27 protein-coding genes and 1 riboswitch are annotated in these 21,996 nt (G+C 47.4%); of the genes, 6 read left to right on the top strand and 21 right to left on the bottom strand.

Annotated elements, in window-relative coordinates; translation table 11 throughout:
* Positions 1-62: 62 nt before the first annotated feature.
* The 13 genes from sufU to G548_RS0109505 all read right to left on the bottom strand — a co-directional run bounded on the left by sufU (position 63) and on the right by G548_RS0109505 (position 10,143).
* Complete coding sequence (gene sufU, locus G548_RS0109565) at positions 63-509, bottom strand: Fe-S cluster assembly sulfur transfer protein SufU (RefSeq protein ID WP_022793933.1); 447 nt, start codon at positions 507-509, stop codon at positions 63-65.
* A complete protein-coding gene (locus G548_RS0109560; RefSeq protein WP_022793932.1) occupies positions 496-1,719 on the bottom strand; it encodes a cysteine desulfurase in 1,224 nt (407 codons plus the stop codon). The genes sufU and G548_RS0109560 overlap by 14 nt, the downstream gene beginning before the upstream one ends.
* The gene (gene sufD, locus G548_RS0109555; protein WP_022793931.1) at positions 1,719-3,029 is read right to left on the bottom strand and encodes a Fe-S cluster assembly protein SufD; all 1,311 of its coding nucleotides are present in this window, start codon (positions 3,027-3,029) and stop codon (positions 1,719-1,721) included. The genes G548_RS0109560 and sufD overlap by 1 nt, the downstream gene beginning before the upstream one ends.
* A gap of 25 nt (positions 3,030-3,054) precedes the next feature.
* Entirely contained in the window at positions 3,055-3,843 is a 789-nt protein-coding gene (gene sufC, locus G548_RS0109550; protein WP_022793930.1) for a Fe-S cluster assembly ATPase SufC, read from the bottom strand.
* 400 nt (positions 3,844-4,243) lie between these two features.
* A complete protein-coding gene (locus G548_RS0109545) occupies positions 4,244-5,080 on the bottom strand; it encodes a MetQ/NlpA family ABC transporter substrate-binding protein (protein WP_022793929.1) in 837 nt (278 codons plus the stop codon).
* A 26-nt stretch (positions 5,081-5,106) separates the two neighbouring features.
* The gene (locus G548_RS0109540) at positions 5,107-5,760 is read right to left on the bottom strand and encodes a methionine ABC transporter permease (protein ID WP_040880896.1); all 654 of its coding nucleotides are present in this window, start codon (positions 5,758-5,760) and stop codon (positions 5,107-5,109) included.
* A 7-nt stretch (positions 5,761-5,767) separates the two neighbouring features.
* Complete coding sequence (locus G548_RS0109535) at positions 5,768-6,787, bottom strand: methionine ABC transporter ATP-binding protein (protein ID WP_027847313.1); 1,020 nt, start codon at positions 6,785-6,787, stop codon at positions 5,768-5,770.
* A gap of 158 nt (positions 6,788-6,945) precedes the next feature.
* A riboswitch (SAM riboswitch) is annotated at positions 6,946-7,051 on the bottom strand.
* A 165-nt stretch (positions 7,052-7,216) separates the two neighbouring features.
* Positions 7,217-7,600 carry a glycine cleavage system protein GcvH gene (gcvH, locus tag G548_RS0109530; RefSeq protein WP_022793926.1) on the bottom strand — a complete coding sequence of 128 codons (384 nt, stop codon included), beginning with the start codon at positions 7,598-7,600 and terminating at the stop codon, positions 7,217-7,219.
* 30 nt (positions 7,601-7,630) lie between these two features.
* Complete coding sequence (locus tag G548_RS0109525; RefSeq protein WP_022793925.1) at positions 7,631-7,990, bottom strand: arsenate reductase family protein; 360 nt, start codon at positions 7,988-7,990, stop codon at positions 7,631-7,633.
* A 78-nt stretch (positions 7,991-8,068) separates the two neighbouring features.
* Positions 8,069-8,830 carry an STAS domain-containing protein gene (locus G548_RS17830; protein ID WP_022793924.1) on the bottom strand — a complete coding sequence of 254 codons (762 nt, stop codon included), beginning with the start codon at positions 8,828-8,830 and terminating at the stop codon, positions 8,069-8,071.
* Positions 8,811-9,467 carry a cobalamin B12-binding domain-containing protein gene (locus G548_RS0109515; RefSeq protein WP_022793923.1) on the bottom strand — a complete coding sequence of 219 codons (657 nt, stop codon included), beginning with the start codon at positions 9,465-9,467 and terminating at the stop codon, positions 8,811-8,813. The genes G548_RS17830 and G548_RS0109515 overlap by 20 nt, the downstream gene beginning before the upstream one ends.
* A gap of 11 nt (positions 9,468-9,478) precedes the next feature.
* Positions 9,479-9,841 (bottom strand): hypothetical protein, encoded by a 363-nt coding sequence (locus G548_RS0109510; protein WP_022793922.1) that lies wholly within the window; start codon positions 9,839-9,841, stop codon positions 9,479-9,481.
* Entirely contained in the window at positions 9,838-10,143 is a 306-nt protein-coding gene (locus G548_RS0109505) for an antibiotic biosynthesis monooxygenase family protein (protein WP_022793921.1), read from the bottom strand. Before G548_RS0109505 ends, G548_RS0109510 begins: the two co-directional genes overlap by 4 nt.
* Positions 10,144-10,462: 319 nt before the next feature.
* Here G548_RS0109505 and thpD point away from each other — a divergent pair, with 319 nt between their 5' ends.
* On the top strand, positions 10,463-11,401 hold the full coding sequence (gene thpD / locus G548_RS0109500) for an ectoine hydroxylase (RefSeq protein WP_022793920.1): 939 nt from the start codon (positions 10,463-10,465) through the stop codon (positions 11,399-11,401).
* A gap of 69 nt (positions 11,402-11,470) precedes the next feature.
* On the opposite strand, the gene G548_RS0109495 is transcribed toward thpD, so the two are convergent.
* Positions 11,471-11,671: a hypothetical protein gene (locus G548_RS0109495; RefSeq protein WP_022793919.1), complete on the bottom strand. Its 201-nt coding sequence runs from the start codon at positions 11,669-11,671 to the stop codon at positions 11,471-11,473.
* 302 nt (positions 11,672-11,973) lie between these two features.
* Here G548_RS0109495 and ilvD point away from each other — a divergent pair, with 302 nt between their 5' ends.
* The 3 genes from ilvD (at position 11,974) to G548_RS0109480 (ending at position 14,914) form a co-directional block, all read left to right on the top strand.
* Complete coding sequence (ilvD, locus tag G548_RS0109490; protein WP_022793918.1) at positions 11,974-13,668, top strand: dihydroxy-acid dehydratase; 1,695 nt, start codon at positions 11,974-11,976, stop codon at positions 13,666-13,668.
* 149 nt (positions 13,669-13,817) lie between these two features.
* A complete protein-coding gene (locus G548_RS17825) occupies positions 13,818-14,504 on the top strand; it encodes a DsbA family protein (RefSeq protein ID WP_022793917.1) in 687 nt (228 codons plus the stop codon).
* Positions 14,505-14,509: 5 nt separating this feature from the next.
* Positions 14,510-14,914, top strand: coding sequence for a disulfide oxidoreductase (locus tag G548_RS0109480; RefSeq protein WP_022793916.1), 405 nt, complete (start codon positions 14,510-14,512; stop codon positions 14,912-14,914).
* Positions 14,915-14,946: 32 nt separating this feature from the next.
* Here G548_RS0109480 and G548_RS0109475 read toward each other — a convergent pair whose 3' ends face one another.
* The 5 genes from G548_RS0109475 to G548_RS0109455 form a co-directional block, all read right to left on the bottom strand.
* Positions 14,947-15,963, bottom strand: a complete 1,017-nt coding sequence (locus G548_RS0109475; RefSeq protein WP_022793915.1) for a siderophore ABC transporter substrate-binding protein — start codon at positions 15,961-15,963, stop codon at positions 14,947-14,949.
* Between the two features lie 104 nt (positions 15,964-16,067).
* Complete coding sequence (locus G548_RS0109470) at positions 16,068-16,826, bottom strand: iron ABC transporter ATP-binding protein (protein WP_022793914.1); 759 nt, start codon at positions 16,824-16,826, stop codon at positions 16,068-16,070.
* On the bottom strand, positions 16,814-17,770 hold the full coding sequence (locus tag G548_RS0109465; RefSeq protein ID WP_022793913.1) for an iron chelate uptake ABC transporter family permease subunit: 957 nt from the start codon (positions 17,768-17,770) through the stop codon (positions 16,814-16,816). The genes G548_RS0109470 and G548_RS0109465 overlap by 13 nt, the downstream gene beginning before the upstream one ends.
* Positions 17,760-18,713, bottom strand: a complete 954-nt coding sequence (locus tag G548_RS0109460; RefSeq protein ID WP_022793912.1) for an ABC transporter permease — start codon at positions 18,711-18,713, stop codon at positions 17,760-17,762. Before G548_RS0109460 ends, G548_RS0109465 begins: the two co-directional genes overlap by 11 nt.
* 189 nt (positions 18,714-18,902) lie before the next feature.
* Positions 18,903-19,313, bottom strand: coding sequence for a hypothetical protein (locus G548_RS0109455; RefSeq protein WP_022793911.1), 411 nt, complete (start codon positions 19,311-19,313; stop codon positions 18,903-18,905).
* Between the two features lie 160 nt (positions 19,314-19,473).
* On the opposite strand from G548_RS0109455, the gene G548_RS0109450 reads away from it, so the two are divergent.
* Positions 19,474-19,800, top strand: coding sequence for a thioredoxin family protein (locus G548_RS0109450; protein ID WP_022793910.1), 327 nt, complete (start codon positions 19,474-19,476; stop codon positions 19,798-19,800).
* Between the two features lie 106 nt (positions 19,801-19,906).
* Entirely contained in the window at positions 19,907-20,257 is a 351-nt protein-coding gene (locus G548_RS0109445) for a carboxymuconolactone decarboxylase family protein (RefSeq protein WP_022793909.1), read from the top strand.
* 40 nt (positions 20,258-20,297) lie between these two features.
* On the opposite strand, the gene G548_RS0109440 is transcribed toward G548_RS0109445, so the two are convergent.
* Entirely contained in the window at positions 20,298-20,921 is a 624-nt protein-coding gene (locus tag G548_RS0109440) for a hypothetical protein (RefSeq protein ID WP_022793908.1), read from the bottom strand.
* A 97-nt stretch (positions 20,922-21,018) separates the two neighbouring features.
* Positions 21,019-21,990, bottom strand: a complete 972-nt coding sequence (gene nrdF / locus G548_RS0109435; protein ID WP_022793907.1) for a class 1b ribonucleoside-diphosphate reductase subunit beta — start codon at positions 21,988-21,990, stop codon at positions 21,019-21,021.
* Between the last annotated feature and the right edge of the window lie 6 nt (positions 21,991-21,996).

Genomic DNA, 21,996 nt, shown 5'->3' with positions numbered 1-21,996 from the left:
TACCTCCTTAGAGTCGGGAATAAGTAGTCTCATTCCCGCTGCGTTTCAAGCACGTTGCTGTATTATGAACGGTTTTCTTCTTCCACTAACCCTTTTTCCATGGCTTTCCACGCAAGTGTTGCGCATTTAATACGGGCAGGAAACTTCGTTACGCCCTGCAGAGCTTCGATGTCGCCAAGGTCGTATTTCGTATCGTCGATCTCTTCGCCCTGCATTAACTGCGAAAACATCTGCGCCATATCCAGTGCTTCTTCGACAGTATGGCCTTTGACAGCCTCTGTCATCATCGAAGCGGAGGACAAGCTGATCGAGCAGCCTTCCCCAACGAACCTTGCATCGGCGATTTGTTCCTCTTCCACTTTCAGCTGAAGCTGAATGCGGTCGCCGCATGTCGGGTTGTTCATGTTGACATGAAGTGTTTCTTCCTCCAGGTCGCCCTTGTTTCTCGGATTTTTATAGTGATCCATGATGACCTGGCGGTAAAGTGTATCTAAATTATGCGAAGACATCACCGAAATACTCCTTTACTCTTATTAACCCCTCTGCCAAAGCATCAATATCTTCTGTGGAGTTATAAAGATAAAAACTGGCACGGGCGGTAGAAGCAACGTCAAGCCACTTCATTAACGGCTGGGCACAGTGATGGCCGGCGCGTACCGCAATACCTTCTGCGTCGAGTACGGTGGCCACATCATGCGGATGCACATCCTGCACGTTGAATGTCACAATACCCGTCCGCTCCTTCGGCCCGTAAATCTCCAGGCCGTCCACCGCCGATAACTGCTTCAGCGCGTACTGGCCAAGCTCTTTCTCATGAGCAGCAATGTTATCCAGGCCTATCTCTTTCAGGAAATCGATTGCTGCTCCTAAGCCAATAGCACCAGCAATGATCGGTGTGCCCCCTTCAAACTTCCACGGGGTTTCCTTCCATGTTGAATCATAGAGGCCTACAAAGTCAATCATTTCGCCGCCAAATTCCACCGGCTCCATATTTTCCAGGAGAGATTTTCTGCCATAAAGAACCCCGATCCCAGTCGGACCGCCCATTTTATGACCGGAAAAAGCATAAAAGTCCACATCCAGCTCCTGTACGTCCACCGCCATGTGCGGAACGCTCTGCGCCCCGTCTACAACGATGACCGCTCCGTGTTCATGGGCGATAGCGGCAATATCTTTAATGGGGTCAACCGTGCCAAGTACGTTTGACACGTGACTGACCGCCACAATTTTGGTTTTTTCGGAAACGGCTTTGCGTACATTTTCTGCCGTCACCATACCGTCTGCTTCGAGCTCCACGTATCGGAGATGGGCTCCATTACGCTTTGCTGCCTGCTGCCACGGAATAATATTGGAGTGATGCTCTTTTTCTGTCAGGACGATTTCATCGCCCTCCTGCAGATGGGCATCCCCGTAGCTTGAAGCTACTGTGTTAATGCCGACTGTTGTACCGCGGTTGAAGATGATCTGCTGGGATGAAGGGGCATTGATGAAGGAGCGGACCTTTTCCCGTGCTCCTTCATACTCGTCCGTTGCCATGCTCCCAAGCGTATGCACGCCGCGGTGGACGTTGGAATTATAACGGCGGTAATAATCACTAACCGCTTCAATTACCTGCAGGGGCTTCTGGGAAGTTGCCGCCGAGTCAAGATAGACAAGCGGACTTCCGTTTACTTCCTGCTGCAGTATAGGAAACTGTTCACGAATGGCTTTTACATCCATTAGTATACTTTCCTTTCGATAACCTCCGTCAGACGATCTTTCACAGCTTGAATTGGCAGTGCGTCCACTACCGGCGCGAGGAAGCCGTGAATAATCAGGCGTTCTGCTTCTGTCTGCGGAATACCGCGGCTCATCATGTAGTAAAGCTGAACCGGATCGACACGACCTACAGAAGCTGCGTGACCGGCCGTAACGTCGTCTTCATCAATAAGAAGAATTGGGTTCGCGTCGCCGCGGGCACGTTCACTGAGCATGAGCACACGTTCAGTTTGCTCTCCGTTGGCTTTGGTTGCTCCGTGTTCAATTTTGTTAACGCCGTTAAAGATAGCGGAGGCTTTGTCCTTCATAACGCCGTGAGTCAAAATCTGGCCATCTGTATTTTTACCAAACTGGATAATATGGGCCCAGAAGTTCTGGCTCTGCTCTCCGCGTCCGATAGCCACAGATTTTTTGTCAGAAGTCGAACCATCGCCTACAAGTGCGGTCGTATTGTCTGAGACCGTATTGCCTTCGTTCATCTGGCCAAGCGCCCAGTCGATGCTTGCATCCTTAAGTGCATAGCCGCGGCGGTTAGTATAAACCGTAGTCGCTTTCTCCAGGTGGTCCACGCCGCCAAAGGAAACGTTCGCGCCTTCTTCTGCGTAAACTTCAGCAATCGCGTTAACAACGGAAGGCGTCTCTGTATCATAAGAAACGTAGTTCTCAAGATACGTTACTTCACTGTTCGCTTCAGCCACAATAACCACATGGTTGAACAGCCCCATATCAGCCTGTTCGAGCCAGTAGATTGTTTGAAGCGGAGCTTCCACCTTTACGTTTTTCGGCACGTAGATGAATGTACCACCGTTCATGAGCGCCACGTTAAGCGCTGTAAAGCGGTGCTCATCCACCTGTACGGCATTGCCCATGAAATAACGCTCAAGCAGGTCGCTGTGTTCAATTGCCGCCGTTGCGATGTCTGTAAAAATAACTCCCTGTTCTTCAAGCGTGCTGCTTGCTTCATATAGAACCGTCTGGCCGTCTCTTTGCACGAGCAGGTTCTGCTGCGCAGCGTTTTTATCGATAAGTCCCTGCACCTGTTCGTGCAGTTCTTCAGACGAAGAAAAGCTTTCTTTCGGGGTGCCTTCGTGTTCAAATTCGGTAAAGTTCCACGTCTTAATATTCGTTTTTTCCGGCTTCGGCATTTCCAGCTTTTCTGCTAAACGACTGGCGCTTAGACGTTGGTCCTTCAGCCACTTTGGTTCATTCTGTTTATCCGAGAAATCTTCAACGTATTTCTCGTCATATTTCCAAGTAGTATCTATAGACATAATGTCGCCTCCCCTGCTGTTAAAATTATTCCTGTGGTTCTCCTACGCGTTCGTTTTCAATGCCGAGTTCTTCTTTAATCCACTCATAGCCTTCGTTTTCAAGACGCTGAGCTAATTCGGCACCGCCGGATTTAACGATGCGTCCCTGCATCATCACGTGTACTTTATCCGGAGTAATGTAGTTCAGGAGACGCTGATAGTGCGTGATGATTAAGCAGCCGAAGTCCGGGCTTTTCATGTCATTTACGCCTTTGGAAACGACTTTGAGTGCGTCAATGTCAAGACCCGAGTCAATTTCGTCCAGGATAGCAATTTTTGGTTCCATCATGAGAAGCTGAAGAATTTCATTACGCTTTTTCTCACCGCCGGAGAACCCTTCGTTTAGGTAACGCTGGGAGAACGATTCGTCAATTTCAAGCATGTTCATTTTTTCATCCATCTGGCGGATGAATTTCATCAGCTGGATTTCATTGCCTTCTCCGCGCTTAGCGTTAATGGCCGAACGCATAAAGTCAGAGTTTGTCACACCGCTCACTTCACTTGGATACTGCATTGCGAGGAAAAGACCTGCTCTTGCACGCTCGTCGACCTCCATGTCGAGAACGTCTTCTCCGTCAAGAGTGATAGTTCCTTTAGTGATTTCATACTTCGGATGGCCCATCACTGCAGAAGCAAGGGTGGATTTACCTGTTCCGTTTGGTCCCATGATTGCGTGAATTTCTCCGCCGTTCATTTCCAGATCGAAACCTTTGATGATTTCAGTACCTTCGATTTCTACGTGCAAATTCTCAATTTTCAAGTTCGGCGTTGCCATTTTGCATACCTCCATATTTTGGAATCAAGCGGAAACCGCTGTTTTTTCTCTATTTATTATAATTATTATTTTATAACAAATGTAAACTGACTTCAAGCAAACTCGCTTTCTCTCCCGATATATTTCATTTTTTTGCTACTATATGGCAAAAAATCGCACGGGAAATAAATGAGAATACGCTCATTTCATTCTCAATAAAAGCGTTCATACAAAAAGGAGGGTGCCTATACAAACCAATTGCAGGAACGACCCTCCCTATTCAATGCTTTTCTTCATTCACTCTTACAGTATACCAAACCTCACTGAGAAGTAAAAAAGGAAAAACTCTTTCAATGAAGATTCTCTTCTATTTTCCCCCAATACAAAAAGCCGGACTCAGTCAACGAGTCCGGCCTGACCGCTATTCCTGCTCTGCAGGAATTACGGCTCCGTCATATTCTTCTTCAATAAATTCCTGGGTTTCATCCGACTGCAGCACATCTACAAGCGTCTGAATTGTTTCATTATCTTCGTCCTCTTCCCGGGCTGCTATCACGTTTACATACGGATTGTCCTCCGGACTCTCAAGCGCAATAGCGTCCTCCTGAGGGTTCAGATCAGCATCAATTGCATAGTTGGAGTTAATGAATACTGCATCGCCTTCGCCGTTATTGTACACCTGCGGAAGGGTAGCCGCGTCAATGTCCGCCTGGAACTGCAGGTTCTTCGGGTTTTCGGCAATATCGTCCACTGTTGCTTCAACACCGACGCCCTCTTCAAGCGTCAGCACGTCTTCCTGCTCGAGCATCTGCAGAATACGGCCGTGGTCTGCCACCGAGTTGCTCATGATGATTTCCGCTCCGTCCGGAAGGGCATCGAGGCTGTCATACTCCTGGGAATAAACACCGATCGGCTCGATGTGAATACCGCCCATGTTGACGAAATTAAAATTATCGTTTTCTTCCATCTGGTCTTCAAGATAAGGAATATGCTGAAAATAGTTTGCATCAATTTCTTCTGAAGCCAGCGCTTCGTTTGGAACAATATAGTCATTGAACGTTTCGATTTCAAGCTCAACATTTTCTTCTGCGAGCTGATCTTCGGCAAACTCCAGAATTTCTGCGTGCGGCACACTTGTGGCACCTACGGTAAGTGTCTGTGTTTCCTCGCCGGAGCCGCCGCCGGATTCCGAATCAGAGCCGCATGCCGCAAGCACGGCCGTGGAAAGTAATGAAACGCCAAGTAGTGTTTTTTTCATGAAAAATTCCCCCATTAATATAATATTTATCGTTTATCTATCTGTCTCGTCCAAATATCGCCAATCCACTGCAGGATGAAAACAATAACTAAAATCAGCACTGTAGCAACAAATACCACTTCATTGTTGTTGCGCTGGAACCCTTCCTGGTACGCAAGGTTCCCAAGACCGCCGCCGCCCACAACGCCAGCCATGGCAGTGTAGCTGACCAGCGTAATCCCTGTCACGGTGATACCGGATATTAAGGACGGCAGCGCTTCAGGCAGAAGCACTTTTTGAATAATCTGCCACTGACTTGCTCCCATCGCCTGCGAAGCTTCAATAACTCCCTTGTCCACTTCTCTTAGCCCAATTTCCACCAGACGGGCGTAAAACGGAGCGGCACCGATAATCAGTGCCGGCAGCGCTGCGCTCGGTCCAAGCATCGTGCCGAGCAGGAAGGTTGTAAACGGAATAAGCAGAATGATCAGGATAATAAATGGAATAGAGCGGAAAATATTAACGATCGCCGCTGTCACCGTATGCACCGGTTTGTTTTCCCACATGTTTCCTTTATCCGTTAAATACAGCAGAACCCCCAGTACCGTACCGAGTAAAAATGTGGCTGCCACGGCAATCAGGCTCATATAGATGGTTTCCCACGTAGCAACCCACATGTTTTCCCAATTGATTTCTTCCATCCATGTGTTAAGCACGCTCCATCACCTCTGCTTCTATTTCTTCTTCGCGGAGGTAGGCCAGCGCTTTGTCGATTTCTTCACTGCTGCCTTTGATGCGGATGAAAAGGGAACCGTAGCTGCCGCGCTGCGTCTGGGAAATTTTCCCCTGAATAATATTTACATCCACGTCAAACTGGCGGATGACTTTGGAAATAAACGGCTGTTCGGCTTTGTTTTCCAAAAACTTCAGCTGGACAACTGCACCGTTCTCTTCTTCATCGAACACAATTTCCGAGGCATCTTCCTCCGGCTCCGTAATCTGCCGGACAAATTCTTTAGTCATATGCTCCCTAGGATTCCGGAATACCTGGAGCACAGGTCCTTCTTCAACGACTCTTCCGCTTTCCATTACCGCCACCCGGTGGCAGATTTTACGGATCACATGCATTTCGTGCGTGATCAGCACAATGGTAAGCCCCAGCTTTTTATTAATATCTGTCAGCAGAGCAAGAATAGAATCTGTTGTTTTCGGATCCAGTGCCGATGTCGCTTCGTCACACAGCAGCACCTTCGGGTTGTTAGCAAGGGCCCTTGCGATACCGACCCGCTGCTTTTGGCCGCCGCTCAGCTGGGAAGGGTAGGAATCCTCCCGACCCTCAAGGCCGACAAGGTTCACCAGTTCCTGCACCCGTTCGTTTCGTTTTTGCTTTGACTGTTTTGCGATTTCGAGCGGAAACGCAATGTTTTCTGCCACCGTGCGGGACCACAGCAGGTTAAAATGCTGAAACACCATGCCTATTTCCTGTCGCGCACTGCGCAGGGACTGTCCTTTCAAGGAAGTAATGCTTTCCCCTTCAATGGTTACTTCCCCGCCGGTGGCCGTTTCGAGCTTATTTAACAGCCTCACAAGCGTACTTTTGCCTGCGCCGCTGTATCCGATAATGCCGAAAATTTCTCCTTCATCAATAGAAAGGCTGACGTTGTCTACGGCGGTGACGGTTTGTGTTTTTGTCTGAAAGGCCTTGGATAAACCTTTTAATTGGATCATACCGCTCTCTCCTTCATCGTTTCTCTTTATCTTTATTAAAACGATGTAAATAGTATGTTTTAAATCGTCATAATTCCGGCCAATGTGCTTTTCCCCCATCGAACCATAAAGAAAAAACCCTTCTGCACACGAGCAGAAAGGTTTTAAAGGATCCTTTCCACTCATCTTGCAGACATTTAACTGCAGGAATTGGCACCATGTCTGCTTATGCAGACTGGTTGCCGGGTTTCATAGGGCCAGCCCCTCCACCTCTCTTGATAAGTGAACGATGATTATCCGTTCATATTTGACGATGCTTTTGATAATAGCACCTTTGCCTGTAAGCGTCAACCTTTAGTATCTGTCCGTGAAAAGCTGGAAGCAGGCACGTGGGAATTACTCATGAAAAGAAGCCGCCCTTTCAGAGGACAGCTTCTATGTAAATCGGTATTAATCGTCGCTTACCATGTCCGAATACTGCGCTGGCGACATCAGGTCATCCAATTCATTTTCATTGGAAGGTTCTACAACGATCATCCAGGCTTTTTCATAAGGAGATTCGTTGACAAACTCAGGAGAGTCATCCAGGTCTTCGTTAATTTCTACGACCTTTCCTGTAACCGGCGCGTAAAGCTCCGATACCGTTTTAACAGATTCTACACTTCCAAACGGCTCCCCGGCCTCGAGTTCATCCCCGACTTCCGGAAGCTCTACGAATACAATATCACCAAGTTCGGACTGGGCAAAATCCGTGACTCCGACACGAAGACGGCCGTCTTCTTTTTTAACCCATTCGTGTTCTTCTGAATACAAAAGTTCATCTGGTACGCTCATACTCCATCATCCTCCTTCAAATGAATGCTATTACGCTTTCCACTTTTCCTCAAAAACTGGTTCCTTAAACCCGAGGGTAACACTCTCGCCGTCTGTCACAATAGGTCTTTTTAACAGCATTCCGTCAGAAGTGAGCCATTCCAGCACCTCTTTTTCAGATGCTTTCGGAAGACGGGTTTTCAGATCCATTTCCCGGTACTTCTTCCCACTTGTGTTAAAGAAATGCTTCCATTCAAGCCCTTCCTGTTCTTTCCATGCTTTCAATTCTTCCCTTGAAGGCGGATGTTTTACAATATGATACTCTTCAAAAGAAATATTCTCTTTTTCCAGCCATTTTTTTGCTTTGCGGCATGTACCGCACGGGGGATACCCGTAAAAAGTAAGTGCCAATTGCCAGGCCTCCTCCACACACGTTCTTCCCTCTTATTGTAGCGGAAACCTTAGCGGTTGGAAAGTTTCATTTTACTTTTAATTCCTAAGAGAAGCCGTCAATATTTGTTCAAGCGAACGGCTGAATTCAAAAGTAAAGGGAGCATGCATCTTCTGCAGCTGTTTAGCCTGATGTGGGAGTACACCGGTTACAATAACCTCCGCCCCCATTAATGCAAGCGCCTCAAAGGTTCCACGTAATTCCTTCATTCCTTTTTCATTCACTTCTCCTACACCGGTAAAATCGAAAACAGTCTTTTCGTACTCCCCGCGGTGCCAGGCACTGATGATTTTTTCTGTAATCAGCATTACCTTCTGTTCGTTAATATCGCCGTGCAGAGGCACAAGGGCCATCTCTTTTGTAATTTCGATAAAAGGAGCAGATAAACGGTAGTTTTCCTGAACCACCGCTTCCATCGTTTCTTTTTCCTCGAGCAGCTCTGTGTTCGTCTCCCGGAGCCGGTCACGCAGACGTTCGAGCTTACCTGAAACGTTGCTGTAGCTTTGGTCCTTTGGGACCAGCAAAACACGAATATGCAGGTCATTACTTTTTTTCGTGTAAGCATCCACCGCAGTGGGATTATTTTCTGCTGTAAAAAAAATTAACTCCGTACTGTTTTCTTCCGGCAAATCGTAAAACAATCGTTTAGCCTTTTCCCAGCTCCCTTCATCCAGCCACTCATAAAAAAATTCCTTCTGTCCAAAACGGCTTCGTGCAGAAGCAGACATATGGATAATTTTATAGTTTTTATCAATCTGCACGTAAGGAAGCGGCAAATCATCAGGAGTGAGATCTGGCATACACATCGTCCCCCCCTTCTCCGGCAATCCAATTCTCAAGGGTGCGCAGCCCGTCCATCCGGATAACTTTTCCGGAAAATAATTCGCTCACGTCCCGTTCTCTGGCTATTTTCCCTCCGAGAAGAACTGCCGGCTTTTCTTTCAGCTCAGTAAACGCCTCAATGTAGGAAAACAATGAAGGAAGACGGTATGAAAGCGCAGCCGACATAGCCACAGCCTGCGGCTGCCATTTTTTCGCAAAAGCGAACGCCTGCTCAGCCGGCAGGTTCGGCCCGAGATACTTTACCGACCAACCGTGTTCCCGGAAGATGGATGCCGCCATTCTTAAACCTAAATAATGCTGTTCTTCTGCCACACCGAAAAGCAGCGCTTTCGGGGCTCCCGACTTCCGGTTATCTTCCCGTCCTTCCAGCCGTGAAAGCAGAAAATCACAAGTTGCCGTTGCCAGATGTTCATCTGCGACCGATATTTTATTTTTTTGCCACAGCTCACCGACATGATACATAGCAGGCGTCAGCAGGTCTTCATAAATTTCAGTCAACGCCAAGTGCTTATTTACTTTTTGAATTTCCTGCCAGGCTTCCTCATCGAGTCCATCGAGCATCATATCCGCCAGGTCTTCAGGGCATATCGCCATTAATTGTCACCTTATTTCTGAATGTTTTCTTTAAGTAGGGCAATGCCCTTTTCTATACACTCTGTGAAAAACAGCCGTTCCTTTTCGTTTACGTACAAAGGAAAAATTGTTTTTAATCGTTCAAAGTTATCGATAATGATGGTGCCGGGTACCCCGCGCTCGTTTAAGACCGACTCCAGCCATGCTGTGTAATCAAGGAAAAAGGAGCTGTCAGAGAGAGCATAGGACGTTTCAAGGTGTTTGAGATGGTGGTGATTATCTTCTTCTGTTTTCTCCCGTCCCCTCTCTTTAAACTTGTCCCAAAGCCAGGGGTGGGCTTTGTATATTTCTTCGGATACGTGCTGAACTATTTTTTCCTTTACCTCCGGAGTCATTCTGCTACCACCTGATACTGATGGACTTCCGGTACGGTGCCAGCAAGCTCCTGATCCGGATAGTTCTTTTCCAGTTCATGAATCTCTTTGAATTCTTTACTGCGCGCCCAGTTCAGATAGTTTTGTTTGGACGACCATACCATGTAGACCGTCAGTTCACCGGGCTTTTTTTCGTTTTGCAGAAGCTGAAACTTCAAAAAGCCTTCTGCCTTATCGACCCGGCCCGATCTATTTTTATAAATCTCAATAACTTCTCCCGCTTTTTCTTCCGGCACTCTAAACGTGGAAGTAACAATGTGCATATAAGGTCCTCCTGTGTCGACTTTTCAATGCTTAACATTGTACCAATCCTAAAGGGCAGATGCCAATGCCAAACCTCCCGGCACAACAGCAAGTATACGAATATATACTAAGTGATCCAGAGGGGAAGTTAGCGCTTAAAAAAAATGAATTTTTTTAATATGAGTCCAATACGCATCATATCCGGCTTAGAAGTTTTCCTGCTTATTTAATTATTAAAAATTTTCCGTTTCTAATGTTTATTCCTTTTTAAGCCGGGAATGTGTCTGACTGACTAAGGATTTAATCCTTGGTTAAAATATAAAGGAGGTATTTGGAACAATGGCAGTCGATAAATATCCATCCAGACAAGGCGATCATAAGGAAATCATGAACCGGAAGGATCCGGTAGTCCACGGAAACGCCGGCTATGATGGCCCGTTGCAGCAGAAGGAACTGGACTTTTACGACGAGAACGGCTACCTCATGCTCCAGAAGCTGTTTACCGATGAGGAAGTCGAGATGATGAAAGACGAGCTCCGCGAAACGATGAAGCGCAACGAGGAGCGCGACGCGCCCGACGTGATCAAGGAGCCGAACAGCAACGAAGTCCGCTCCGTCTTCGAAATCCACAAGGACAGCGGGTTCTTTGAAATGCTCGCCAAAAACGAACGCATTGTGAAAGCCGCCCAGCAGATTCTCGGCAGCCAGGTGTATATGATGCAGTCCCGGATAAACTTTAAGCCAGGCTTTAAAGGTAAGGAGTTCTACTGGCATTCGGATTTTGAAACCTGGCACATGGAGGACGGCATGCCGGACATGCGTGCGCTCAGCTGCTCGATCATTCTGACGGACAACTACGAGTTCAACGGCCCGCTCATGCTGATCCCCGGCTCGCAGAAATGGTACGTATCCTGCCCGGGCACCACGCCGGAGGACAACTTCAAGCAGTCGCTGAAAAAGCAGGAGACCGGTGTGCCGGACAACGAAAGCATGGAATGGCTCACGGAGCAGGCCGGCGGCCAGATTGACCGCGCGACCGGCCCGGCGGGCTCGGTGCTCTTCTTTGACTGCAACACGATGCACGGCTCGGCCGGCAACATCTCGCCGTACCCGCGCAGCAACGTGTTCTTCGTGTTCAACTCGGTGGAAAACAAGCTCGTGGATCCGTTCAGCGGCCAGGAGCCGCGCCCGGAATTTCTGGCCAACCGCCAGGACACTTCCGCGATCAAGCCAAGCTCGGATCGTCTTTCGCACAGAACTTCCACTTCTGCAAAATAAGACACAAAAAGCATCCGGTTTTTTCCGGATGCTTTTTTTCATGCTTTTCATTATAATGTCGGTCTTCACTCACCGTTTGAATGCCTGATCCTTTTCGTCGTTTGATTTCTGTGTCAGCAGTACACTGTACAAAATCGCAAACACCATGCCGCTGAAGCCAATCATTTGAATAATAACACTTTCGAATCCCTGCAGCTGCAGAGTCCCCGTTAAAAACAGAGCGAGAAACGCAACCAACATTGCCACAGCCCATATAATTGGCTCCTTCATCGTTATCCCTCCATTTTCTCCCCTAAGTGGAGATAGGTTATCTATATCATAATAAACTCCCCCTCCTTTTCCCATCTATCTGTGAAGTTATCTCCCACACTAATTCTTTCATTTGTCAGAAATAACTTTCATTCACTGCCGCTGTTACGTTGAAACAATCATCTATTCCTAGTATGATAGTGGATAGTCCTTGTTAGATAGACATTTGTATATGCAGAGAAAAATACCCGTGCTGTGTATGGAGCACGCGAACCGTCATGCACATTGTCTGCGACGAAACTTCATGAGAGAGGGTCATAGCGATGGGAAAAACAGAAAAAGATTTACGAAACCGCAGTAAAGCCATCAGCGAGGGAGCGAACCGGGCTCCGAACCGGGCAATGCTCAGGGCCGTCGGTTTTACGGACGACGACTTTAAAAAACCGATGATCGGCATTGCAAGTACGTGGAGCGAGGTTACTCCGTGTAACGTACATATCGACAATCTTGCGCGCCACGCAAAGCAGGGGGCTTCCACCAACGGGGGCGCACCGCTCATTTTCAACACGATTACCGTATCCGACGGAATTGCGATGGGACATGAAGGCATGCATTACTCTCTTCCAAGCCGTGAAATCATTGCGGACTCGATTGAAACTGTTACCAATGCGGAACGTCTCGACGGGGTCGTCGCGATCGGCGGCTGTGATAAAACAACACCAGGCTGCGTCATTTCTCTGGCCCGTATGAACATTCCTTCTGTGTATGTCTACGGAGGAACTATTCAGCCAGGTAAATTAAATGGCAAAGACATTGATATTGTTTCTTCCTTCGAGGCTGTTGGCCAGCATCAGACCGGCCAGATCAGCGACGAAGAGCTTCATCAGGTGGAGTGCAATGCCTGCCCGGGCGCCGGTGCCTGCGGGGGTATGTATACAGCCAATACGATGGCTGCTGCGGTGGAAGCGCTTGGCATGAGCATTCCCGGTTCTTCCTCCACACCTGCAATTTACGAATACAAAGAAACCGAGTGCAGGCAGGCCGGAGAATTAACCATCGAGCTGCTTGAAAATAACATTCTTCCAAAAGATATTATGACGAAAAAGGCGTTCGAAAATGCCATTACGGTTGTTATGGCGCTTGGCGGCTCCACTAACGCGTTTTTACACCTTCTCGCGATTGCTCATTCGGCAGACGTGGACCTGTCCTATGACGATTTTGAACGTGTCCGCCAGAACGTTCCTCATATTGCAGATTTGAAACCGAGCGGCAAGTACGTTATGCAGGATCTTTATGAAATCGGCGGTGTGCCGGCCGTCATGAAGCTTCTCCATGAGGAAGGACTGCTGCACGGCGACTGTCTTACGGTAACGAGCAAGACGCTTGCAGAAAACCTTGACGCTGTGCCTTCCCTGAAGGAGGGGCAGGAAGTTATCCGCCCTCTGGCTGAACCGTTTAAAAAGACAGGCCCGCTTGTCGTTTTAAAAGGAAATGTCGCTCCGGAAGGCTCTGTGATCAAGCTCTCCGGTCAGAAGATCAGCCGGTTCGAAGGTACGGTAAAAGTATTTAACAGCGAAGAATCGGCCACAAAGGCCATCATGGACGGAGATATTGTCGAGGGGGACGTGCTCGTTATCCGTTACGTCGGCCCACAGGGCGGCCCGGGCATGCCGGAGATGCTTTCTGTTACTTCCATGATCGTCGGCCGCGGCCTCGGCGGTAAAGTAGCTCTTATGACTGACGGTCGTTTTTCCGGAGGCTCGCATGGTTTCGTTATCGGACACGTTGCGCCTGAGGCAAGCGTCGGCGGCCCGATCGGCCTGCTTGAGAACGGGGATACCATCTCCATTGACAGCGACACGCAGGAGATCAACCTCCATATTTCCGATGAAGAGTTTGAAAAGCGCCGGAACGCCTGGGAGGCCCCGGATCTCCCGGAAAAACGCGGAGCTCTTGCTAAATACGCTAAACTCGTTTCTTCGAGTGCTAAAGGAGCCGTCACAGACGCAGATTTATAAATTTTACGGGAGCTGCCTTTTTAGGCAGTTCTCTTTCTTTTCAGCAGTTTACTGCAGGCACTTGAGTTTCCAACAATTTATGGTAAATTATGAAGGTACTGATCGCTACATTTGATACATATACAGCACAGGCACGAAAGGAGTACCCTATGTCCAAAAAACCAAGGCCGAGTTCCGGCCGTACATTCGCAGCCATTGTAGCCGTTATAGCTGTGATTTTGCTCGCTATTATTCTCGTCGGAAATTTCAGCGGCGGCAGCAGTAATAATTCCGGCAATGGCAGTGGAGAAAGTATTGATACAAGCGGCCAGCCGCTTAAAGGGGACGAGGAGGCCCCGGCGACGGTCGTTGAATTTGGGGACTATAAATGCCCAGCGTGTAAAGATTTTCATGAATCTGTTGTTCCTGAAATCGAATCCCAGTTTATCGATTCCGGCGATGCCGCTTTCCATTACGTTCATTACCCATTTCTAAGTGAAGATTCCACTACAGCGGCAGAATTCAGTGAAGCCGTTTACGGTGAACTCGGGGATAAAGCCTTCTGGGATTTCCATGATGCGCTGTTTGCCAATCAGCCGCAGAACGAAGGCGGCAACTACTTTGACCAGGAGCGTCTGACGGAGCTGCTCCAGGAGACTGTTTCCGAAGAAGAAGTAACGACAGTGGTTGAGGCTTTTGAAAACGGCACCTATGAAGAAAACGTGGAGAATGACCGTTCCATGGCCGAAGACCTTGGTGTAAACAGCACCCCTTCCGTATTTGTGAACGGAGAATTGTTTAAAGGTGACAGCTACCAGGAGCTGCTCGACATGATTGAAGAAGAGGCAGGGGAATAACGTCTATGGACCGCTCATTAAGTGCGGCCTGGCTGGTGGCCATTATCGCTACGCTCGGCAGCTTATCGTTCAGCGAAATTTTAGGCTATACACCCTGTGAGCTTTGCTGGTACCAGCGCATTCTTATGTACCCGCTCGCGGTTATTTTAGGCATTGCTATTTTCCGCGGGGAGCGGCAGGTCATATGGTATGCGCTCCCTCTTGCTGTCCCAGGCATGCTGCTTGCAGGCTACCATTATCTGTATCAAAAGCTTCCAGTACTGCAGCAGGCCGCGGAATGCACCGGCGCGGTTTCCTGTTCCGATCAGTCCGCGCAGTGGCTCGGGTTTATTACTATTCCTCTTCTTTCATTCACGGCGTTTTTGATCATTTCCATCGCTCTTTTGGTTATCGCTGTACGTAAAAAATAGTCACGTGCCTGATGGCGCGTGACTATTTTTTATTATTCTTCGGACGAAGCCACTGCTTCTTCAATTTCTGTAATCATTTCATCCATCGACTGCAGCCCGCCACCGGATAGATACCAGTATTCCGGGTCCAAATAATGAATATTATCATTCTGAGCTGCCTCTGTTTCATTTACAATATCATTGTCAAGCGTTTCAGCAGCTGACTGTTCTTCTCCGCCCTGACTGACTACCGCACTGCGGTCCACTACGAAGAGGTGCTCTGGATCTTCCTCGGCTAAGTATTCATAGGAAGCGCTCTGTCCGTGCGTGGAAGACTCGATATTTTCATCTGCTGCCGGTACACCGAACACGTCATGAATAAGCCCAAAGCGGGAGCCTTCACCGTAAACACTCAAGGAACCATCGTTTACAAGCGTCACCAGAGAGGGACCTGCATCTTCAGTCGTTTCTTTTAAATCGTCAATGCGGGTATGAAGCTCATCTACCTTCTCCTGTACCTGATCTTCTTTTTGGAAAATCTCCCCGATCATTTCCATGTTGCTGTCAAACGACTCCATGTAATTTTCAGTATCCACTGCTGTATAAACAGTCGGGGCAATCTCACTCAGTTCTTCGTAGGCCTCGCTCTGGCGCCCTGAAATGATAATAACATCAGGCTCCATGGCATTGATTGCTTCAAAATCGGGTTCTTTTAAGCTTCCAATGTTTTCGTATTCATCGCTGCTGTAATCATCCAGGTACGAAGGAAGCGATTCCTGGGCTACACCATTTACACCTACATTAAGTTCATCCAGCGTTTCGAGCATTTCGTAATTAAACACGACAACATTTTCCGGATCTTCAGGCACCGTTGTTTCACCCAGCTCATGCTCTACGGTCACTTCACCACTGCTTTTCTCTCCCTTATCTTCACTGGTTTTTTCTTCACTGGAGCTGCCGCTGTTTTCGCCCTCCGCAGTTGATGATTCTGAATTATCGGCTCCGCATGCAGCAATAAAAGCTGTTCCCAGTACTGCGGTTGACGCAAGCATCCATTTGTTTTTTTTCATTTTTCTATTCCCCCTGAATAATTTGTTTTTCTATTCCCAGCCTGATGTGCTTTGCTCCCTCCTTTTGTTACTCTTTCGCCGTATCAACGGGCTGGCGGCTTTGTTTACGTAAAGTAAACACAGATTTTCTGGTCGTTAATACGACAGATCGGCATATCCATTTCGTAGATATCTGTGAGCACTTCTGATGCCATCATCTCTTCGGTTGTACCCTGGGCCACGATGTGCCCATTTTTCAAAGCGACAATGTCATCGGAGTAACAGGAAGCGAAATTGATATCATGAATAACCAGGAGAACAGTTTTGCCCATGTCTTTCACTAAACGCCGGAGCACTTTCATGATCTGCACGGAATGCTTCATATCCAGATTGTTCAGCGGCTCATCGAGCAGAATGTAGTCGGTGTCCTGGGCAATCACCATTGCGATGAAGGCCCGCTGCCGCTGGCCGCCGCTCAGCTGGTGAATAAAAGAATCCTGCATGCTCCCAAGCTCCATATAATCAATAGCCTGATCCACATGCTCCCAGTCTTCCGCGCTCAGGCGTCCCTGGGAATAGGGAAACCGGCCAAAAGAGATTAATTCACGGACGGTCAGCCGGGCATTCATTTCGTTGGACTGTTTTAAGATCGCCAGTTTCTTCGCCAGCTCCCGGCTTTTTGTTTTCGTAATGTCTTTATCCCCGATTCTCACTTCGCCCGCGTCCTTGGCGATTAAACGACTGATCATTGAAAGCAGCGTACTTTTCCCAGCGCCGTTTGGCCCGATGAATGAGGTAATCTGCCCCTGTTTAATTGTCACGGATACATCGTTTACGACCGGTGTTTCCTCATACTTTTTTGTTACATTCATTACCTGGACCATGCTTTGTTCCCCCTTAATAACAGATAGATAAAGTAAATGCCTCCGATAAAGTTCACAATGACGCTGATTGCTGTGTTAAAACCAAGCACCCGCTCAACAAGCAGCTGGCCGCCGATTAAAAACGCTGCAGCTGCAAGCGCAGCGGCTGCAAGCAGCACGCTGTGCCGGTAATCCTTCATCAGTTCATAAGCGACGTTAGCTACAAGCAGGCCTAAAAACGTAATCGGCCCGACAAGCGCGGTGGCAATGGAAATAAACAAAACCACAATAACAAGCAGCCGCTTCACCGCATACTTATATGGCACTCCCAGATTCACCGCCTGGTCCTTTCCGAGGGAAAGAACGTTTAAATATTTCATAAAAGACAAGGAGTAAATAAACAGCAGCACAAACACCACTACAGAAATGCCGAGAATGCTTGAATTCACATTATTAAAGCTTGCAAACATATTATCCTGAATCGTCAAAAACTCGTCTGGTGATATGAGGACCTGTAAAAACGTAGAAATGCTGCTAAACAACGTTCCACATACAATTCCAACGAGAAGCAGAAAGAAAATATCCTGCTGCTCCCCCTGAAACAAAAAGTAGTAAAGAATAACGGCAAACCCGAGCATCAGGGCAAGCGAGACAAAAAAGTTCAGCGGTCCGTTAATTACAATTGCCGACGTAGAACCGAAAAAGAAGACAAGCGCCGTCTGCAGCAAAATATACAACGAATCAAGACCGATAATACTGGGTGTTAAAATCCGGTTATTCGTAATCGTTTGAAAAATGACAGTGGAAAAGGCAATCGCACCGCCGGTCATTACCATCGCAAGAAGTTTCTCTGCCCGGTGCTGCAAAACATAATCCCAGTTGCCTCCTGCATCTGTAAACATAAAGATAACGGCGAGGATCAGCGACAAAACAGCCAGTCCTATAATCTTCCAATTAAAACGCATATTTCTTCCTCCTCATCAGCATATAGAGGAACAAGAAACTGCCAAGTACACCCACGGTTAAACCGATAGGCACTTCGTACGGAAAAACAATCAGGCGCCCAAAAATATCACAGACAAGCACGAATACGGCTCCAAGCAGCGCAGTATGAATCAGCGTTTTCTGCAGATTGTCCCCCAGATAGATCGCCACAATATTTGGTACTACGAGACCTAAAAACGGGATGGTTCCTACTGTTAATATAACGACCGCCGTCACAGCAGCAACAATAGTAATGCCCAGATTGACGACTGTACGGTAATTCAACCCAAGATTCACCGCAAATTCTTCTCCCATGCCGGCGATCGTAAACCGGCCCGCAAATATGTAAGCTATGAAAATAAGCGGAAGGCTGACGTACAGAAGTTCATACTGCCCGTTTACAATTAGTGAAAAATCCCCCTGCAGCCAGGCTGACATGTTTTGCACAACATCATATTTCAAGGCAAAAAACGTCGTTATCGAGCCTACAATGTTTCCAAACATGAGCCCTACCAATGGAATAAAAATAGGGTCTTTAAATTTCACCCGTTCCAAAATTGTCATAAAAATAAACGTACCGATAAGAGCAAATAAAAAAGCTACCCCCGTCCGGAGCAGCGGCGTGGCTCCACCGAACCAGATCATAGCCACTAAAATACCAAATCGGGCCGAATCCATCGTTCCGGCTGTAGTTGGAGAAACAAACCGGTTCCGGCTAAGCTGCTGCATAATCAATCCGCAGATAGCCATGCCCATGCCAGCCATAATAATACTAAGGAGCCGCGGTATACGGCTCGATGTCAATGTGCGCCATTCGTCTTCATTTCCTGCCATCAGCCCCTGCACCGACACTGTCTGAACGCCGATAAACATAGAGCCTGCCGAAAGAAGAACGAGAAGAACAAGTAAGTACCACCACTTCATCTTTAAACACTTCATTTCCGGGAATAATTGCGTCGTTCCACATCTAATCATTAATGATATTCATTATCAATTACACTATTATTCTATCATCACGGTTCTAAATGTCAATGTGCCTTTCATTTTTTCCTAAAATTTTCATAAACAAAAACCGGCCTGCCTAAAAGGCAGAGCCGGCGCTTCATATTTCTGTTAAGACGGAAATGAGACCTTATCCATGAATGCTGAGAAAGCGTAGGAATCTTCATTATAAGCGTATAGAAACATAGAGCCTGAAACGGACGTCCGGTAGGAAACATTTTCCCACCCGCCAGTTTCAGTCACTTCCTGCTGAAACTGTTCTTCTGCCTTGGCAGCCGCATCCCGGGAATCAAACTCATAAACCGCTACCTTTGTATTCGTGCTGTCTTCCTTCCATATCTCGCTTTCCTGATTCATTGATACTGGGGCTTCAGGATTTTCTTCTGTCTCCTGCATGGAAAGTCCGTTGTCTTCAAGCTCTGTGATCCATTGTTCTGCTCCCTCTGCCTCGTTTCCACAGGCGGATGCAAACAGCAGCATGCCAGCCGCTGCGACTGCTGCCAAACTTTTTAATAGCCGCATTACAGCTCCTCCTCCCGTCAAAAGCTTAATACGTGAATGTTAAGTATGTATATGTTTATTCTAACAGGGTTTTCCAGTTGAAACATTATTCCCATTATTTTTTTGCACATTTTTATGCCTTTGTTACAATGGAGAACAGCATGAAAGGAGCGAATCAATAATGACTACGGATAATCGCATTGAATCTAAGGACTCTTTTGAGAGGACTATACAAACAGACGCCCCGGTGGCAGTAGAATTTTCAGCGGGATGGTGTCCGGACTGCCGGAGACTTGATATGTTTATAGATGATGTACTGAACCGCTTTGACAGCGTCCCGTTTCATAAAATTGACACTGAACAGCTGCCAGACATTACAAGCGAACAGGAAGTAATGGGCATACCGAGTATTCTTGTATTTCAGAACGGAGAAAAGATCGGCCATCTGCACAGCGCAGACGCTAAAACTCCAGGTCAGGTCGGCGACTTTTTCTCCAAATATTACTAAAGTGCACCTGTCGGATTCCGGCAGGTTTTTTATTGCCCGCTTACATTGTTTGAAATTGCCAGAACCGGGAATGCTTCCTGCAGCACACTAAAAAGGAGTGAGCATTATGGCAGTTATTGATGCAAAAGAAATATTGAGCGAATATCGCCGTGGCATAGAGCAATTCAGTGAATCCTATCAGGAAATCGCAAAAAATTACAATCGCTTTACCTCGAGTGCCTTTGAAAGCGGCGAGGTTTCGACTGCTCAAAAGCATTTGACGGCACTTGCTATTGGCGTTCATCAGGGAGATACTACATGCATCGTTTACCATATGGATCAGTGTCTCCATCATGGCTGTTCGGAGGATGAAATCAAAGAATATATGGGTGTCGCAGCAGCTTTTGGCGGCGGCGAGTCCATGAGTGAAGCAGTGACGATAGGTCTTGACGCCCTGCAGCAGTTAAACGATAAGTAAAACAAGAAGCTGTTTCCTTTGCCCGGAAACAGCTTCTTGCTTATTTATCCAGAATATCTACAACGAATTGCGACCATGTCTCAAGCCGTTCATAGGTCTCCGGCTGGGAAAGCTCCTCCACGCTCGTCCAGAAGCCACGAATCTGCTCGGTTTCTTTTACCTGCACGTCCACGTGCTCCGGAAGGACAAAAGTGTATAAAATACCAAGATGCACTTCACCGACGGCGTTATTGTCATCATTAATCAGCCCAAGCGCCTGCATTTCCGCTCCTTCCAGAGAGGAAATATGCAGTTCTTCTTCAAGTTCACGGTCAGCATTTGTATGCAGCAGCTCCTGAAATGTCGAAACACCGGGTTCGGCATTCATATGCCCCCCGAACCCGAGGGACAATTTATTATGCAGCCTTCCTTCTCCTCCGCCGGCAAGCCGTTCGTATGCGAATAATTCTTCGCCCCTGCGTATAACCACATAGGGAATCGGCTGTTTCCAAGACGGGTCTTCTTCGGCGTCCCCCCGTCTTTTTTCCATATATGTATCCGCGATTGTTCCGATAATTTCCTGAATTTGCTGCTGCTCGTCCTGCACCCCGTGAAACGTGCGGGCTTCGCGTGCAAATACCTGCTCTCTCGGTGCTACCACGATCATTTCGTCCATTTTCCCCATATTGTTCACCTCTTTGGTATGTTCATCTGTATTTTATTATAGCGGAACTTTTTTTAATACACATTAAAAAAGCCAGGCAGGAGCCCGGCTTTTTTTATTAATCGAAAATGAAATCTTCATCCCGGACCGGCTCTACCGTTGCTTTTTTATAGCCGTTTCCTTTCATCGAGAAGAAATCATGGGATTTTGTTTTTGTATCCATGCCGTTTAATACAATCGGGTTAATTTCTTCCTCTTCAAAATACGCATCCAGACCTAAGTTCATTAGTGCTTTGTTGGCATTGTACCGAAGGAACTTTTTCACATCGGAGGTCAGTCCTACCGGATCATAAAGCTGTTCGGTGTAAAGCAGCTCATTGTCATACAGCTCCATGAGCAGATCATGGGCGAATTCACGCAGCTCTTCCTGCTTTTCCGGTGTCTGGCGCTTGTAAATTTCCTGTGCCAGAAGGCCAACGTACACACCGTGGATCGCTTCGTCGCGGATAATCAGGTTAATGATCTCCCCGCTCTGCATGAGCTTACCCTGGCCGTAGAAATAAAGCGGATAATAAAAGCCGCTGTAGAATAAAAAGCTTTCAAGGTAAACGGAAGCCACCATAGCTTTATACAGAGAAATTTCGTCCCCGTCCTCGATCTTATTATACTGCTCTACAATACGGGTAGCTTTTTTCTGCAGGTGCGGATTTTCCTTCACCCATTCAAACAGCTCATTAATTACTTCTGTCGAAGCAAGCGTCATGAAAATGTTCGAATAGGATTTTGCGTGCACCGCATTTTCCATCATTGCCATAAAGTTTAACACTGCTTTGCGCTGGTGGCCTTCCACCTGCTCGGCAACCTTTGGCATGCCAACATTTCCCTGCTCTGTATCGAGCAGGGTCAAGCCGGCGAGCACTTTCATATAGGTGTCTTTTTCTTCATCGGATAAATATTTCCAGGTGAGCAGATCCCCGTTGAGTGATATTTCCTCTGGAAGCCAGAACTGTTTTACGTTCTGGCTGTAAAACATCTGCGTAAAGTCGTCGTCTTGTTTTGACCAGTCGGCTGCGTCAAATATTTGATTCATGGGGTG

Source organism: Marinococcus halotolerans DSM 16375 (assembly GCF_000420725.1).
In the GTDB taxonomy this organism is placed as follows: Bacteria; Bacillota; Bacilli; order Bacillales; family Marinococcaceae; genus Marinococcus; species Marinococcus halotolerans.
The sequence above is the reverse complement of the archived record's forward strand: the minus strand, read 5'-3'. Positions and strand labels throughout refer to the sequence as shown.